Below are 14,606 nucleotides of genomic sequence, written 5' to 3'. Positions count from 1 at the left end.
AACTGAACCCCCGCTTTTTCAGGGCCTTGGCCATGTCGACCGAGGCGTCGCTCTGGGTCAGTCCGACCGGGCTGCCCTGCACCGGACGGCCATCGACGAACGACCACAGCCAGGCGGAAAAGTCCTCGCCGCCGTCGCGCATGTCCAGCCAGACCCGGGCCCCCCGGATCGTCGCATCGATCTTGGCCCGGGAGCGGATGATCCCCGGATCAGCCAGCAGCCGCGCCCGGTCGGTGTCGTCGTACCGGGCGACCTTTTCCGGATCGAAGCCGTCGAAGGCGGCGCGCAGGGTCTCCCGCTTTCTCAGGATTGTGATCCATGCCAGCCCGGCCTGGAACCCGTCCAGCGCCAGCTTTTCCCACAGGGCACGGGCGTCGTACTCGGGCACCCCCCATTCGGTGTCGTGATAGGCGACATAGAGCGGGTCGGTCCCGCACCAGGCGCAGCGATGGATCGGGGTCATGGAACCTCCGCGAAGGCCCGGACCGGGAACGTCCCGAAGCCGGTAATCTTGGGCGGCGCGGCGCTGAAGCGAAAGCCGTGGTCAGGCAAGGCGTTCAGGCCACGCATGTGTTCGACGATCGCAATGCCCGCGCCCAGCAGCACCGTATGGACCGGCCGGGACTTGCCGCGCGTGTCGTCGATATTGTGGGAATCGATGCCGACCAACGTCGCCCCGGCGTCGATCAGATACTCCGCTGCCTGTTCCGTCACAAACGGATGGTCCTCGAAATAGGCGTCCGTCCGCCAGTGCTGATCCCAGCCGGTATGGATCAGAACGGCCTTGCCCTTGAGGTCGAGACCACGGAACGCCTCCACCTCCACGGCCTGGACGTCCGTTGCCCGCACTACGACGCCCGGCAGACAGACCAGACGCTCGAGGACCAAAGCGCTGAGGTCGTCGCCATCCGCGAAACGATGGAAGGGGGAGTCCAGATAGGTTCCGGTGTTTCCAACCATGTCGATCCGCCCGATCTGAAACTCGGCCCCGCCATCATAATTTCCACGCGACGCTTCGCGGCTGAGGTGGTCGCAAATCAAGGGTGCCGGCAGCCCCTTGTAGGTGATCATCCCGGCTTCGATCGTGTGGCTGAGGTCCAGCAGCGGCATGGCGTCTCCGGTGGGTGCAGGCGCGGATGGCGTATCTGGCACGACGATTCGAGTCATGCCGGGCTTTCAGCCATGCCCCATCCTATCGCCGTCATGTTCGGAAAGTCGTGGTCGCCGGGCGAAATCTGGCACAGGATCGCTTCGGGGAAGACTTGGGGAAGCGCCGTCATGACGATCAGGATCTGGACCGCCGTCGCGATGATCGGCGCCCTGCTGGCCGGGGCGGGGGCCCGGGCACAGACGACGCCGCAACCGACGCCCGCCGCCGCCGAGGCACCGCGCGTCTCGCTGGAGGCCGTGGCCCAGGCCATGGACAGGGGCGACATCGCCGCCCTGCGCGTCGCTGCCATGGACCGCGACCTGATCGACCAACTCAGGGCGACCGACCCCGACACCTTGATCGAGTTCCAGCTGTCCCTGGCCGAGGCCTATGACAAGGCGGGCCTGAAGGACGAGGCGACCGCCGCCTATGTCCAGGCCCTGGTCTCGATCCTCCAGTTCCGGGGCCAGGGTCATGTCTCCATGATCGAGCCACTTGAGGCCGTCGGCCGTCTGGCCACCGAACCCAGCCTGAAGGCCGACTGGTTCCTGAGGGCCTACGAGATTCGCGAAAGCGTCTATGGTGCGAATAACCCCAACCTTGCCCCCTATCGCGCCGAGCTGGACGCCGCCCGTCGCGCCGCCAATCTGAACCCCCTGGGCACGCGTGCTGCCCCGGCGGACGGCGCGTCCAATTTCGACCTGGTCGACGTCTATTACGCGACGCACCGGGCCCGTACCGGTCAGATGACCCCGGCCGGGATGTTCGGCGGCGACCGCGCCCCGCTCAGCTTCGGCGTGGCCGAGGTCAGCGTGCCGCGAGACCGCGCGCCGGGCTCGATCCCACGGCCCTCGATCTGGACCCTTGAGTTCCGGCCCGATCCCAACAAGCACATGATCCTGAACAGCGTGACGCCGGTGACCGACCGCGACGCCTTCTTCAGTCGCGTGTCCGGCGTGGTGGCGGGGACCGAGCGCAAGGAGGTCTTCGTCTTCATCCACGGCTACAACACCTCGTTCGAGGGGGCGGCGATCCGCACGGCGCAGCTGGCGGTGGACATGAACCTGGACGGGGCCCCGATCCTGTATTCCTGGCCGTCGCGGGCCAGCCTGCTCGGCTATCAGGCCGACACCCGCGCCGTTGCCGATACAGCCCTGCTGAACGAGGTCGCCGACTTCCTGACCGATGTCGCCAACCGCACAGGCGCGCAGCGTGTCCACCTCGTCGCGCATTCGATGGGTAACCGAGTGCTGGAGCGGGCGCTCGACGTCATCGCCGCGCGTACGCCGGGCCGCCCCCCCATGTTCAACGAGGTCGTCTTCGCCGCTCCCGACGTCGGGGTGGACGAGTTCGAAGCCACCTTCCCGCGCATCGTGCCCACAGGCCAACGGTTCACCCTCTATGCCTCCCAGCGCGACCGGGCCCTGCAGATCTCGCAGCAGATCAACCGGATGCAGCGCGTCGGCGATGCCCGCAATGTCGTGGTCCGCGAGGGTCTGCAGACCGTGGACACCACCTCGGCCTCGGGCGGCCTGCTGGGCCATGACGATTTCGCCGGCAGCGCCCTGGCCGATTTTCGCGCAGTGATGTGGCTGTCGCTCGCCCCCGAACGCCGCTGCGTGCTGGAAACCGCCGAGACCGCCGGCCGCCGCTACTGGGCCTTCGGCGGCGGCTGCCCGGAACAGGAGTTCGTCGAGGACACCCAGACGGTCCGCGCCGACGGTTCGATCGAAAAGGCCCTGGCCAGGCTGGACGACGACGCCTCCAAGGCCGCGGCCCTCGCCCGCGACGCCCTGATCCGCAAGCGCGAGCGGCTGGCCGTCATGTTCGGTCTCGCTGCGCCTACGCCTCGGGCAGCTGCCATTCCGGCATCCAGTCCGGCCGCCACGCCCGCGCAGACATCCCGCCGATCGTCAGCGCGCCCTGCGACCGGTCTAGCCGCATCAGGCCGACGCCTGCGTTCATAACGCCGCTCAGCATCTCGCCCGCTCGCCGCTCGCCGTTCAGCACCTCGGCACCGAAGGCCGGGGGAGGGCCGTCGAAGGCCAGGGGCAGCATCCGGTTCTTGATCGTCCCGCGCCGCTTCATCCGCGACGTCGTCTCCTGACCGACGAAACAGCCCTTCGCGAAGTCGATGCCGTTCAGCAGATCGAAATTGGCCTCGATTGGATAGGTCCGGTCCGAGCCCGCGTCGGCAAAGGGATCGGGCACCCCCAGCGTCAGCCGATGCGTATCATGGTCGGCCTCGGTCGCTGTCTCGGTGAGGCCGCCGCCGTACCTTCGTCCCCCAAGCGCGCTCACCCTTGGATCGACGACGAAGCCCGGCGCGACCTCAGGCCAGCTGGCGAACACCGGCCGGTCATCGACAGCGACCTCGACCTGCGCGCGCAGCCGGTACATCGACAGCCGCTGCACCATGGCCTCGCGCCGCTCCGCCGCCACGTCCAGCAGCACCGCCTCCGCCTTGCCGATCAGGAACAGGTCGAACAGCAGCCGCCCCGGCGGCGACAGCAGGGCCCCGAACCGCACCTCGCCGTCCTTCAGCGTCTCGACGTCCTGGGTCAGCAGGTTGTGCAGGAAGGGTCTGGCGTCCGGCCCGGACACCCGGATCAGGGCGCGACTGTCGAGGCGTGCGATCTGCGTCATGCCCTTTAGATAGGTCGATCCGGGCGCCCGTGCGAGGGCTGCCTACAGCCGCGGCGGCGGCGGCGGCGGCAAAGGCGCGGGCGGCGGCCAGGGTGCAGATGCCTGCGGGCAACCGGGCGGATAATGCCGGGGGCCATAGCTGGTGCAGCCGCCCAGAAGCGCCGCCGCCGCCAGCATCGTCACAACGATCGATCTCGACATCCGGGCTCCCTCCAAGCTGCACCGATCAAAGATCACCGATATCCGCTTCGGTCAACCAGACGCTGAACCGACGCGAGAATCCGTATACGGTCCGTCCATGCCCGCGCGTTTTTCGATTCTGTACATCGCCGAGGCCGACCCGGAAGCCGCCGTCCTGTCCTCGGGCGTCCCGGCCTATCTGGCCCGGTCGATGCCGAACGCGCGCTTCACGGTCGTCGGCTCGCCCCAGACCGCGCCCCTGTTCGCCGACATGCCCCGCCTCGACCGCCTGCTGGTCTTGGAGACCGAGGGCCGGCTGGACTGGATCGGCCTGTGGAATCAGGTCCGCGACGTCAAATGGAACCTGATCGTCGACATGCGCGGCACCGCCATCTCGACCCGGCTGCGGCGCGACAAGCGGGCCGTGCGCGGCAAGGCCAAGCCCGGCCGCCATGCCGTGGAACAGGCCGCGGATGTGCTGACCCTGGACGAGGTCCCGGCCCCGCATCTGTTCGTCTCCGACGCCACCCGCGCCGCCGCCGACGCTGTGGTCAAGCCGGACGACAGGCCGATCCTGGCAGTCGGGCCCGGCACCGACTGGATCGGCAAATGCTGGCCCGCCGAACGCTATTCCAAGATCGCCGCCGCCCTGCTGGGGCCGGACGGTCCGCTGGCCGGCGGGCGTCTGCTGATCGTCGGTGACGAGGTCGATCGCGAACTGGTCCATACCATCCGCCTGTCCGTCGCGCGGGCCAGGGTGATCGAGGCCCAGGGACGCCTGACCCCGCTCCAGACGGCCGCCGCCCTGTCGCACGCCTCGCTCTACATCGGGGCCGATTCGATCTGGACTCAGTTGGCGGTCGCAGCGGGCGTCCCGTCGATCGGCGTCTATGGTCCGTCGGACGAGACGGTCGTCGGCCCGTGGGGCGGGGTCTCGGTCCGAGGGCCCCGGACCCTCGCCGAGTTCCGCGAACTGGACCCCCGCCTGAACCAGGCCATCCAGCACATGATGGACCTGCCCGCCGAGCGCGTGCTCAAGGCCGCGCGGAAGATACTGGCGCAACCGCCCGCGACGCCTTAACCGGTCCCGACAAAGCGAGGAGCGGCGGCATGGCGAAAACCTACGACCTGATCGTGCGGGGCGGCGAGGTGGTCAACCACGCCGGTCGCGGCATGGCCGATGTCGGGATCATCGACGGCCGCATCATCAAGGTCGGCGACCTGTCCCAGGCCTCCGCCGGCGAGAGCGTGGACGCCACCGGCCTGACCGTCCTGCCTGGCGTCATCGACACCCAGGTCCATTTCCGCGAGCCGGGCCTGGAGTGGAAGGAAGACCTCGAGACCGGCTCGCGCGCCGCGGCCTTGGGCGGCGTCACCGCCGTGTTCGAGATGCCCAACACCGAACCGGCGACGACCGACCCCGACGCCCTTGCCGACAAGCTGAACCGGGCGCGCGACCGGATGTGGACCGACCACGCCTTCTACATCGGCGGCACCCACGACAATGCGCGTCACCTGGGCGAGCTGGAGCGGCTGCCCGGCTGCTGCGGGATCAAGGTCTTCATGGGTGCCTCGACCGGAACCCTGTTGGTGGCCGACGACGACGGCGTGCGCGAGGTGCTGAAGCACGTCAAGCGCCGCGCCACCTTCCATTCCGAGGACGAATACCGCCTCGCCGACCGTCGCCCCCTGGCCCGCACCGGCGACTGGACCAGCCACCCGGAGGTCCGCGATGCCGAAAGCGCGATCATGTCCACCCGCCGCCTCGTCAAGCTGGCGCGCGAGACCGGGGCCCGCATCCACGTCCTGCACGTCACCACGGCGGAAGAGATCGACTTCCTCAGCCACAACAAGGACGTCGCCACCGTCGAGGTGACGCCCCAACACCTGACCCTGGACGGCGATGAGGCTTACGCCCGCCTCAAGGGCCTGGCCCAGATGAACCCGCCGATCCGCAATGCGCCCCATATCGCGGGCCTGTGGCGCGGCATCATCCACGGGGTCGCCGACGTCCTGGGCTCGGACCATGCGCCCCATACGCTGGAGGAAAAGGCCCGACCCTATCCGGCCTCGCCGTCGGGGATGCCGGGGGTCCAGACCCTGGTGCCGGTCATGCTGACCCATGTGGCCGAGGGTCGGCTCTCGATCGAGCGGTTCGTCGACCTGACCTCGGCGGGCGCCAACCGGGTGTTCGGCATCGCCGGCAAGGGCCGCATGGCCGAGGGCTATGACGCCGACCTGACCCTGGTGGACCTCAAGGCGCGCCGCACCATCGTCCACGCCGACATGGCCACCCGCTCGGGCTGGACCCCGTTCGACGGCTTCGAGGCCAAGGGCTGGCCGGTCGGAACCATGGTGCGGGGCAAGATGGTCATGCGTGATGGGGAACTGGCGGCCCGCGCCGCCGGTCGCCCGGTCCGCTTCCAGGAGACCCTGGCGGCGTGAAACCCCGGCTCGGCCTGATCGGATACGGCGCCTTCGGGCGGCTGACCGCGCGCCATCTGTCGCCGTGGTTCGATATCATCGCCCACGATCCAGCGGCCGAGGCGGGGGAGGGCACGGTCGTCCTGACCGACTTGGCCACAGCCGCGGTCTGTCGCGTCGTGATCCTCGCCGTGCCGGTCGAAGCCCTGGCCGAGACCTGCGATGCGATCTCGACGCACCTGACGCCCGGCGCCCTGGTCCTCGACGTCGGCTCGGTGAAGGTCCTGCCCGGCCGTGTCATGATAGAGCGACTCCCCACCGGTGTCCGCCTCGTCGGCCTTCACCCCCTGTTCGGCCCTCAGAGCGCGAAGGACGGTGTCGCCGGCCACCGCATCGCCGTCTGCCCGGTTCGGGACGACCGCGCCGCCCGCCGCGTCGCCGCCTTCTGTCGCTCGGCGCTGAAGCTCAGGGTCTTCCACGTCTCGGCCGAGGATCACGACCGCGAGGCCGCCGTGGTCCAGGGCCTGACCCACCTGATCGCGCGCGTCCTGCTGGCCATGGAGCCCCTGCCGACCCGCATGACCACGACCAGTTTCGAGCGGATCATGCAGGCGGTGGAAATGGTACGCCACGATTCACCCGCCGTGTTCCGCGCCATCGAACGCGACAACCCCTTCTCGGCCGAGGTTCGCGACCGCTTCTTCGCCCTCGCCGATCAGGCCCGGGCCGAACTGGATCACTGCTCGGGGGAGTGACCCAGGATGAAGTCGCCGACCGCCTCTGCAACGCCGGGCGCGAGCGGCAGGTCCGGATCGGAATAGGTCGCGATGTTGCCGGCGCGGTCGGCAGGCGCGATTTTCAGCACATGGTTGACCCCCTCGAACCGGGCCACGGTCGCATCCGGCCGGGCCGCCGCCAGAGCGTCCAGATCGGCGGCCGCGACCTGAATGTCCGTCGTCCCCCGCGCGATCATTACGGGCCCCGAATAGGCCGCCGCCAGCCCGGCCGGGTCGAGCGCGAACCACGAGATCAGATACGGCTGGACCGACGGCCGGAACAGGCTTTCCAGACCGGGGATGTTCGCCGTCTCCCGCCCGGCGACCAGGTCGGCCAGCCCCGCCATGGCCTGGGCCTTCAACGGCTCCGGGAGGCCTGCCAGCTGTTGGGCGATCACCGTGGCGGCGGGGCGGCCGGCGGGTGCCAGCAGGACCAGGCCGCAGATCCTGTCGTCCGGCTCCCGAACAGCGCCCAACGCGACAAGGGCACCCTCGCTGTGTCCGATCAACCAGGCGCAGGGCCGGCCGGTTCGCGTCGCCGCCTCGACGGCCCAGGCCCGGGCGTCGGAGATGAAGGCGTCGAACCGCAGCGAACGCTCATCGCCGCCCGCCAGCAGGCTCTGCCCGATGCCGCGCTTGTCGATCCGCAACGTCGCCACGCCCTGTCCCGCCAGGCCCTCGGCCAGCAGGCGATAGGTCGCCGCCCGCACTTGCAACGGTGTGCCGTTGTTCAGGCTGTTGCCGTCCTGATCTGTGGGGCCGGAACCCGGCAGGATCACCGCCACGGCCCGGGTGTCCGCATCGGGCACCCGCAGCGTGCCGTGGAGTGCCGGCATGCCGGTGAGAGCCAAGGGCGTCTCGCTCTGAACAGAGGCGGGCAGGGGGGCGAGCGCCATCGCGCCCGCGATCAGCAGGGTCAGCATCGAAAGTCTCCAGGTTCGAGTGGGAAGGATCAGAACGGCTGGCGGTCGGGGTCGCTCTTCCACACGCGCCAGCTTTCGAACACGGACCAGGCGGCGGCGATCAGGACGGCGGCCGTCAAGGTCACGAAACCTGCCGGTTGAGGAACGAGCGGGGCGGCGATCAGGGTGGCGAGCCCCAGCCAGAAGAACAGTCGGCCCGCCAGGCGGTTCGACCGATCCCAGGCGCGGCGGCTCTTGAACGACCATGGCGTTCTCACCCCGATCAGGGGATTGGGTGCGACCCGGCCGAGGAAGGCACCCGTCGCCACGAAGATCGCGCCCATCAGCGCCATGGTCCAGCCCGTAGTCGCCTCCGCCCCGGCACCCACGGAGCTCTGGCCCAGTATGGCCGTCCACAGGATCGCCGTGGTGCCGCCGATCGCCAGCAATGCGATCAACTGCCCGATCTCCAGGCCACGTCGCCGCGAGGGATCATCCGATCGTCTGGCGTACCAGCTCATGGCACCGGCCGTCAGCGCGGTCATCGCGGTCATGAAGGCGAGCAACCCGGCCATCTCGCGTCGATCACCCCATCGGTCGGGACGACCCTGAAGGTCGAAATGCATGGCGATCGGTCCGGTCGGCCCCGCAACGGCGACCCAGACAGCCAGGGTGGCGATGACCACGACCATCACCACGGTGACGGTGTCCAGCAGGGTGAGGCGAGGGCGGGTCATTTGACAATATCCTCCTGGGCTTGCGCTACGGTCTGGCCGGTCCCCGCGATGTCCATCAGGAAGGCCAGCGCCTCCTCGACGGCGGATATCTCAAGCCGATAGCGGATGGTCTGGGCCTCGCGCTCGGGACTGACCAGACCGGCCTCCTTGAGCGCATTCAGATGCCCGGTGATCGTCGGCCAGCTCATGTCGAAGGCCGCCGCGATATCCCCGGACGCCATCGGCCCGGGACGCAGCATCTCGATGATCCGCCGACGAACCGGATGCGACAGAGCCTTGAACAGAGTGTTCATAAGGGAGGAAGCTAATTAGCGTTCAGGCTAAGGTCAAGGCCTGTTTAGGCGATACCCTAATCGACCGCACCTAGATGGAGAAGCTGACCCCGCAGCCGCAGCTGGTCGCCGCGTTCGGGTTGCGCACCACGAACTGGGCACCGGCCAGCTCATCGACGTAGGCGATCTCGGACCCCTTCAGGAACGGAACCGACACGGGATCGACCAGGGCCGTCTGGCCGTCGGTCTGGATCAGCAGGTCGTCGGCCTCTGCCACCTCGACCAGGTCGAGCCGATACTGAAAGCCCGAACAGCCGCCGCCCTCGACCGCGACCCTCAGCATCACCGGATGGCCCTCGGCCTCGGCCAGCCGGGCCAGCCGCCGTGCCGCCGTGTCGGACAGCACGATGCCCTCGGGCGCGCGCCGGGCGACCTGAAGCTTGAACGGGGCGGTGGGTTGGACGGTGCTCACGGCTGTCTATATGAGGCGCGCCGGTCCATAGCGAAAGACCGCCCTGTCATCGAAGCGATCGATTGAGCCCGTTCACCGCCGTCACGCCCGCGTTCCGCGCCCCCTATGCCGAGGATCCCGCCGCCTCGCGAGGCCGTCTGACGCCCGAAGAACCGAGCCGGACCCGCAATGCCTTCTCGCGTGATCGTGATCGGATCATCCATTCCACGGCCTTTCGCCGACTGAAGGGCAAGACCCAGGTCTTCGTCGCTCACGAGGGTGATCATTACCGCACCCGCCTCAGCCACAGCCTGGAGGTGGCCCAGATCGCGCGGTCCCTGGCCCATGCGCTCGGCCTTGATCAGGACCTGGCCGAGACCATCGCCCTGGCCCACGACCTCGGCCATTCGCCGTTCGGCCATGCGGGAGAGGACGAGCTTCAGGTGCAGATGGCCCCATGGGGCGGCTTCGACCACAACGTCCAGACCTTCCGCATCCTGACCCGGCTGGAGACCCGCTATCCGGCGTTCGACGGCCTGAACCTGACGTGGGAGACCGTCGAGGGGATCGTCAAGCACAACGGTCCGGTCAGCCAAAGACTGGACGACCCCGCCTGGCGTGCCATCGCCGACTATGCCGACGGTCGGCCCGACTGGAACCTGAGGCTCGACGGCTTCGCCTCGCTGGAGGCCCAGGCCGCCGCGATCGCCGACGATATCGCCTACAACAATCATGACGTGGATGACGGCCTGTCCGCCGGCCTGTTCACCCTCGACGATCTGGCGACACTTCCCCTGATCGGGCCGGTGGTCGCCGGGGTTCGTGCCGACTGGCCGGCCCTGACGCCACGAATGACCCGCTTCGAGGCCGTGCGAAGGATGATCGGGCTCATGGTCGACGACGTCCTGGCCGAGACCTCGCGCCGCCTGGTTCAGGACGGCATCGACAGCGCTGAAGCGGTCCGCCGCGCCGGCCGCACCCAGGTGCAGTTCTCCGACGCCATGATGGCGGACCTGGGCGTTCTGCGGGCCTTCCTGTTCGAGCGCATGTATCGCCACGCGACCGTGAACCGCTCCCGCGCCCGGGCCCGGCGCACGGTGGCGGCCCTGTTCGAGCGGTTCATGATCGATCCGGACCAGCTGCCGCCCGAATGGTCGAGCCGGGCGCGACTGGACGACGGGCCGAGGCGCGCGCGCGCCGTCTGCGACTATATCGCCGGCATGACCGACCGCTTCGCCACCGATGAGCAACGCAGACTGGCCCCGGCGCGATCACGTCGCCAACTGTGATTCGTCTGTGCGCTCTCAGGGGTTAGGATGGCTGATCGCGCGTGATTCGCGCGACGCCTTCAGAGACCACGCCATGTCCCACGACGATCAACGACCCGACGGCCGCGACCGGGGGGCCTATACGCCGCCGACCGACGACGACCTGCCGTTCAACCGAGGCTTCGATGCCCGTCGCACGCCGCCGACCAAGGCCCCGCCGGTCACCCTGATCATCTCGGGCGTGGTGCTGGTCGTGCTGATCGTGGCCGTGGTGCTATTCTATCGTTCGGGCCTGCGCGCCTCCAACGACGTGCCGCCTGCCGTCGGCACCCCGGTCGGCAACCTCAAGATCGAGGCCCCCGTGGACGCCCAGCCTGTGGATGCCGAGGCCGGGATCGACGTCTATCGCGACGGTGCCGAGGCCCCGGGCACCGCCCCCACCTTCACCCCGCCGCCCGAGGCCGTCCAGCCGCGCCCGGTGCCCCAGCCCCTGCCTGCACCGACCGCCACCCTGCCGGCCGCGCCTGCGCCAAAGGCGGCAACGCCCGCACCGCGCCCGGTGGCCCCCGCCACCACGACGACCCCCGCCGCCTCGACCGCGACCGGAACCTCTGCGGTCCAGATCGGGGCCTTCTCGACCACCGCCATCGCCGACCGCGAGTTCGCCGCCGTCGCTGCCCGTTTCCCGCAGTTCTCGCGCGGGTCGGCCAAGCGGGTGCAGGAGGTGACGGCCTCGAACGGCTCGACCGTCTATCGCACCACCTTCACCGGTCTCAGCCGCGAGCGGGCCCAGGCCTTCTGTGCGGCCATCCGCGCCGCCGGCGACGACTGCCTGGTCCGCTAGGTGCGCACGGCGGCGATATACGGGTGCGCCGGTCACGTCCTGACCGAGGACGAGCGCGCCTTCTTCGCCGAACAGCGGCCCTGGGGCTTCATCCTGTTCCGCCGGAACATCGACACCCCAGATCAGGTCCGCGCCCTGACCGCCGCCCTGCGCGCCAGCGTCGATGACCCGAAGACCCCGATCCTGGTCGATCAGGAGGGCGGCCGGGTCCAGCGTCTGGGCCCGCCGCACTGGGCCAAATATCCGCCCGGCGACGCGTACTTGAAGGCGACCAACAATCCGCTCGCCGCCCGTGAACTGGTCCGGCTGGGTGCCCGGCTGATGGCCCATGATCTGAAGGCCGTGGGCATCGACATCGACTGCGCCCCCGTTCTGGACGTGCCGACCCCCGGCGCCCACGACATCATCGGTGACCGCGCCTATGCCCGCGATCCGGCCCTGGTCGCCCAGCTGGGCCGGGCCGCCGCCGAGGGCCTGCTGGCCGGGGGCGTCCTGCCGGTCATCAAGCACATGCCCGGCCACGGCCGCGCGTTCGGCGACACCCACAAGGAACTGCCGACCGTCCACGCGGACCTGGCCACCCTCGACGCCTGGGATTTCGCGCCGTTCAAGGCCCTGTCCGACATGCCCATCGGCATGACCGCCCACATCGTCTTCACCGCCATCGACGCCAAACGGCCAGCGACCCAGTCGAAAAAGGCTATCCGCCTGATCCGCGAGATCCTCGGCTTCAAGGGCCTGTTGCTGTCCGACGACCTCGTCATGAACGCGCTCAGCGGCACATTGACCGAACGCGCCGCCAAGTCGCTCAAGGCCGGCTGTGATCTGGTCATCCACTGGAACGGCGACATGGATCAGATGCGCCAGGTCGCCGCCGGTGTCGGCAAGCTGAAAGGCGGGGCCGCCCGCCGTGCCGCCGCCGCCCTGGCCCGCATCGTCCACACCCCCGAGCCCCTGGACCCCGTCGAGGCCCGCGACCGCCTCGACGCCATGCTCGCCGGCCGCCTCGACGCCGCAACGGGCCCGGACGTGGCGGAGGCGCAGGCCTGATCCATGACCGAGGCCTTCCAGCCCAACTTGGACTTCACCGCCGTCGAACAGATCGACGCGGGCGAGGCCTTCGTGGTCGATCTGGACGGTTATGAAGGCCCACTGCACGTCCTTCTGGCCCTGGCCCGCACCCAGAAGGTCGACCTTCTCAAACTGTCGATCACCCGCCTCGCCGAACAGTATCTGGCCTTCGTCCACGAGGCGCGTCGCCGCAACTTCTCGCTCGCCGCCGACTATCTGGTGATGGCCTCCTGGCTGGCCTATCTGAAGTCGCGTCTTCTGCTGCCCCGCACGGAGAAGGCCAAGGGGGACGAACCGCCCGCCGAACAGATGGCCGCCGCGCTCGCCTTCCGCCTGCAGAAGCTGGAGGCCATGCGCACCGCCGTCGAGGCGATCACCAGCCGCCCCCAGCTGAAACGCGACGTCTTCACCCGCGGCGACCCCCAGGCCACGGTCATCGTCCCGTCCGACCGCATCGACGCCAGCCTGTACGACCTGATGAGCGCCTATGTGACCCAGCGCCGCCGCGAACAGGCGCGTCATTACAATCCCGGCCAGCGGGTCGAGGCCTTCGGGCTGGAGGCGGCGCGCGACTGGCTGCGCGACGTCCTGCCCAGGCTGTCTGACTGGACGCCGCTGGATCGGGTGGCCCCCGAACGCGACGCCACGGGCGACGGCCCGACCCAGGCCAGCTACCTGGCCTCCACTCTGTCTGCGAGCCTGGAACTGGTGAAGGAGGGGGCCATGGACGTGCGTCAGGACCAGCCCTTCGAGGACGTCTGGCTCAAGCGTCGCGGTCTGGGTCAGGCGCTGGAGCTGACGCCATGACCCTCGATTTCAAACCGGACGAGATCGAGATGGCCCGCCGGGTCGAGGCCCTGCTGTTCGCGGCGGCCGGGCCCCTGTCCCTCGTCGAGATCGCCCGCCGCCTGCCCGAGGGGGCAGACGTCGCCGCCGCCATCACCGATCTTCAGACCCAATATGCGGGCAGGGGGGTCGAGCTGGAATGCGTCGCCGACCGCTGGCGGTTCCGCACCGCCCCCGATCTCGGCTTTCTGATGACCGAGGAGCGCGAGGAACCCCGCCGCCTGTCGAAAGCCGCGCTCGAGACCCTCGCCATCATCGCCTACCACCAGCCGGTCACCCGCGCCGAGATCGAAAGCGTGCGCGGCGTCTCCATCTCGCGCGGCACCCTGGACCTGTTGCTGGAGATGGGGTTCGTGCGCCTGCGCGGCCGCCGTCGCACCCCCGGCCGACCGGTCACCTACGCCACCGCCGACCGCTTCCTCGAACATTTCGGCCTGGCCAACATCCACGACCTGCCGGGTGCCGCCGAGATGAAGGCCGCCGGCCTGCTGGACCTGTCCCTGCCCACCGGCTTCGAGGTCCCCGACCCCTCGCGCGGCATGGACGCCGACGACGAAGACCCCATCGAGGACGGAGACACCCCGGAATTCGCCCAGGATTTCGTCGGGGATTGAACGAATCTCCTCCCGGTGCGCGGAGCTCCTTCAGCGCCGTGACGGAGGGGGCGACGGGGTCTGACCGATGAGGACTCTCGCAGCGATCGAGGTGCGTCCCGCAGCCCTCATTTTGAGCACCGAGTCGCCCCCTCCGTCAGCTCGCAAGAGGCTCGCTGCCACCTCCCCATCGCTTCGCGACAGGGAGGAGACGGCTTGTCCGCCGCCCCCAACTTTCAAACTTCAGTCGTCCAATCCCTTGCCCAGCAACGGATTGCAGATTTCTCACCCCCTCAAACCCGCCCAGGTATCCAGCCCTGCTATACTGCTGCCTGTCCCGTCGCGGGGAAGGGCGCAAGGCCTTGCGATCTTGTTGCGGCGGGGGTGTGTGGAGCGGGATCGGACCGGGGATGCCGGCGCAGTTCTTTCGGGAGCTTCGTCGGCCC

At 69.2% G+C, this 14,606-nt stretch carries 16 protein-coding genes and 1 pseudogene; 9 read left to right on the top strand and 8 right to left on the bottom strand.

Annotation, left to right across the window (positions count from 1 at the left end; genetic code table 11):
- Both ACILQR_RS11060 and ACILQR_RS11055 read right to left on the bottom strand, forming a co-directional pair.
- Positions 1–463: DNA-3-methyladenine glycosylase I (locus ACILQR_RS11060; protein WP_395651472.1), on the bottom strand; the 463-nt coding region annotated here is incomplete at its 3' end.
- The gene (locus tag ACILQR_RS11055) at positions 460–1,167 is read right to left on the bottom strand and encodes a cyclase family protein (RefSeq protein WP_395651471.1); all 708 of its coding nucleotides are present in this window, start codon (positions 1,165–1,167) and stop codon (positions 460–462) included. The genes ACILQR_RS11060 and ACILQR_RS11055, both read right to left, overlap by 4 nt.
- Positions 1,168–1,182: 15 nt before the next feature.
- Here ACILQR_RS11055 and ACILQR_RS11050 point away from each other — a divergent pair.
- A pseudogene (locus ACILQR_RS11050) lies at positions 1,183–2,703 on the top strand (alpha/beta hydrolase); the annotation flags it as partial.
- A gap of 289 nt (positions 2,704–2,992) precedes the next feature.
- Here ACILQR_RS11050 and ACILQR_RS11045 read toward each other — a convergent pair.
- Entirely contained in the window at positions 2,993–3,796 is an 804-nt protein-coding gene (locus tag ACILQR_RS11045) for a YgfZ/GcvT domain-containing protein (RefSeq protein ID WP_395651470.1), read from the bottom strand.
- A 42-nt stretch (positions 3,797–3,838) separates the two neighbouring features.
- Positions 3,839–3,997, bottom strand: a complete 159-nt coding sequence (locus tag ACILQR_RS11040) for a hypothetical protein (protein WP_395651469.1) — start codon at positions 3,995–3,997, stop codon at positions 3,839–3,841.
- A 97-nt stretch (positions 3,998–4,094) separates the two neighbouring features.
- Here ACILQR_RS11040 and ACILQR_RS11035 point away from each other — a divergent pair, with 97 nt between their 5' ends.
- Genes ACILQR_RS11035 through ACILQR_RS11025 form a run of 3 tightly spaced genes read left to right on the top strand, consistent with a single transcriptional unit; the run spans position 4,095 to position 7,155 of the window.
- Entirely contained in the window at positions 4,095–5,057 is a 963-nt protein-coding gene (locus ACILQR_RS11035; RefSeq protein WP_395651468.1) for a glycosyltransferase family 9 protein, read from the top strand.
- 29 nt (positions 5,058–5,086) lie between these two features.
- A complete protein-coding gene (locus tag ACILQR_RS11030) occupies positions 5,087–6,421 on the top strand; it encodes a dihydroorotase (protein ID WP_395651467.1) in 1,335 nt (444 codons plus the stop codon).
- On the top strand, positions 6,418–7,155 hold the full coding sequence (locus ACILQR_RS11025; RefSeq protein WP_395651466.1) for a prephenate dehydrogenase/arogenate dehydrogenase family protein: 738 nt from the start codon (positions 6,418–6,420) through the stop codon (positions 7,153–7,155). The genes ACILQR_RS11030 and ACILQR_RS11025 overlap by 4 nt, the downstream gene beginning before the upstream one ends.
- Here the strand turns inward: ACILQR_RS11025 and ACILQR_RS11020 are convergent.
- From ACILQR_RS11020 to erpA, 4 genes are all read right to left on the bottom strand, one after another.
- Positions 7,137–8,099, bottom strand: a complete 963-nt coding sequence (locus tag ACILQR_RS11020; RefSeq protein ID WP_395651465.1) for an alpha/beta hydrolase — start codon at positions 8,097–8,099, stop codon at positions 7,137–7,139. The two genes, ACILQR_RS11025 and ACILQR_RS11020, sit on opposite strands and share 19 nt — an antisense overlap.
- Before the next feature lie 29 nt (positions 8,100–8,128).
- On the bottom strand, positions 8,129–8,815 hold the full coding sequence (locus ACILQR_RS11015) for an SdpI family protein (protein WP_395651464.1): 687 nt from the start codon (positions 8,813–8,815) through the stop codon (positions 8,129–8,131).
- On the bottom strand, positions 8,812–9,108 hold the full coding sequence (locus ACILQR_RS11010; protein ID WP_395651463.1) for a metalloregulator ArsR/SmtB family transcription factor: 297 nt from the start codon (positions 9,106–9,108) through the stop codon (positions 8,812–8,814). Before ACILQR_RS11010 ends, ACILQR_RS11015 begins: the two co-directional genes overlap by 4 nt.
- A gap of 70 nt (positions 9,109–9,178) precedes the next feature.
- The gene (erpA, locus tag ACILQR_RS11005) at positions 9,179–9,496 is read right to left on the bottom strand and encodes an iron-sulfur cluster insertion protein ErpA (RefSeq protein WP_395651473.1); all 318 of its coding nucleotides are present in this window, start codon (positions 9,494–9,496) and stop codon (positions 9,179–9,181) included.
- A 125-nt stretch (positions 9,497–9,621) separates the two neighbouring features.
- On the opposite strand from erpA, the gene ACILQR_RS11000 reads away from it, so the two are divergent.
- The 5 genes from ACILQR_RS11000 (at position 9,622) to scpB (ending at position 14,181) form a co-directional block, all read left to right on the top strand.
- Positions 9,622–10,827: a deoxyguanosinetriphosphate triphosphohydrolase gene (locus tag ACILQR_RS11000; RefSeq protein ID WP_395651462.1), complete on the top strand. Its 1,206-nt coding sequence runs from the start codon at positions 9,622–9,624 to the stop codon at positions 10,825–10,827.
- A gap of 73 nt (positions 10,828–10,900) precedes the next feature.
- Positions 10,901–11,650: an SPOR domain-containing protein gene (locus ACILQR_RS10995; RefSeq protein WP_395651461.1), complete on the top strand. Its 750-nt coding sequence runs from the start codon at positions 10,901–10,903 to the stop codon at positions 11,648–11,650.
- The gene (gene nagZ, locus ACILQR_RS10990) at positions 11,651–12,700 is read left to right on the top strand and encodes a beta-N-acetylhexosaminidase (protein ID WP_395651460.1); all 1,050 of its coding nucleotides are present in this window, start codon (positions 11,651–11,653) and stop codon (positions 12,698–12,700) included.
- Between the two features lie 3 nt (positions 12,701–12,703).
- Positions 12,704–13,528: a segregation and condensation protein A gene (locus tag ACILQR_RS10985; RefSeq protein ID WP_395651459.1), complete on the top strand. Its 825-nt coding sequence runs from the start codon at positions 12,704–12,706 to the stop codon at positions 13,526–13,528.
- Positions 13,525–14,181 carry an SMC-Scp complex subunit ScpB gene (gene scpB / locus ACILQR_RS10980; RefSeq protein WP_271144105.1) on the top strand — a complete coding sequence of 219 codons (657 nt, stop codon included), beginning with the start codon at positions 13,525–13,527 and terminating at the stop codon, positions 14,179–14,181. The genes ACILQR_RS10985 and scpB overlap by 4 nt, the downstream gene beginning before the upstream one ends.
- Positions 14,182–14,606 lie beyond the last annotated feature (425 nt).

This window comes from Brevundimonas sp. (assembly GCF_044239655.1).
Lineage (GTDB): Bacteria > Pseudomonadota > Alphaproteobacteria > Caulobacterales > Caulobacteraceae > Brevundimonas.
Note: the sequence above shows the minus strand (reverse complement) of the source record. Positions and strands in the feature narration are given on the sequence as shown.

Bases quoted from the DNA above. Each gene is read 5' to 3' on its own strand.
- ACILQR_RS11045 (WP_395651470.1), bottom strand. From the start codon at position 3,796: ATGACGCAGATCGCACGCCTCGACAGTCGCGCCCTGATCCGGGTGTCC.
- ACILQR_RS11015 (WP_395651464.1), bottom strand. From the start codon at position 8,815: ATGACCCGCCCTCGCCTCACCCTGCTGGACACCGTCACCGTGGTGATG.
- ACILQR_RS11010 (WP_395651463.1), bottom strand. From the start codon at position 9,108: ATGAACACTCTGTTCAAGGCTCTGTCGCATCCGGTTCGTCGGCGGATC.
- ACILQR_RS11030 (WP_395651467.1), top strand. From the start codon at position 5,087: ATGGCGAAAACCTACGACCTGATCGTGCGGGGCGGCGAGGTGGTCAAC.
- ACILQR_RS11035 (WP_395651468.1), top strand. From the start codon at position 4,095: ATGCCCGCGCGTTTTTCGATTCTGTACATCGCCGAGGCCGACCCGGAA.
- ACILQR_RS11040 (WP_395651469.1), bottom strand. From the start codon at position 3,997: ATGTCGAGATCGATCGTTGTGACGATGCTGGCGGCGGCGGCGCTTCTG.
- scpB (WP_271144105.1), top strand. From the start codon at position 13,525: ATGACCCTCGATTTCAAACCGGACGAGATCGAGATGGCCCGCCGGGTC.
- ACILQR_RS10985 (WP_395651459.1), top strand. From the start codon at position 12,704: ATGACCGAGGCCTTCCAGCCCAACTTGGACTTCACCGCCGTCGAACAG.
- ACILQR_RS11055 (WP_395651471.1), bottom strand. From the start codon at position 1,167: ATGACTCGAATCGTCGTGCCAGATACGCCATCCGCGCCTGCACCCACC.
- ACILQR_RS11020 (WP_395651465.1), bottom strand. From the start codon at position 8,099: ATGCTGACCCTGCTGATCGCGGGCGCGATGGCGCTCGCCCCCCTGCCC.
- ACILQR_RS10995 (WP_395651461.1), top strand. From the start codon at position 10,901: ATGTCCCACGACGATCAACGACCCGACGGCCGCGACCGGGGGGCCTAT.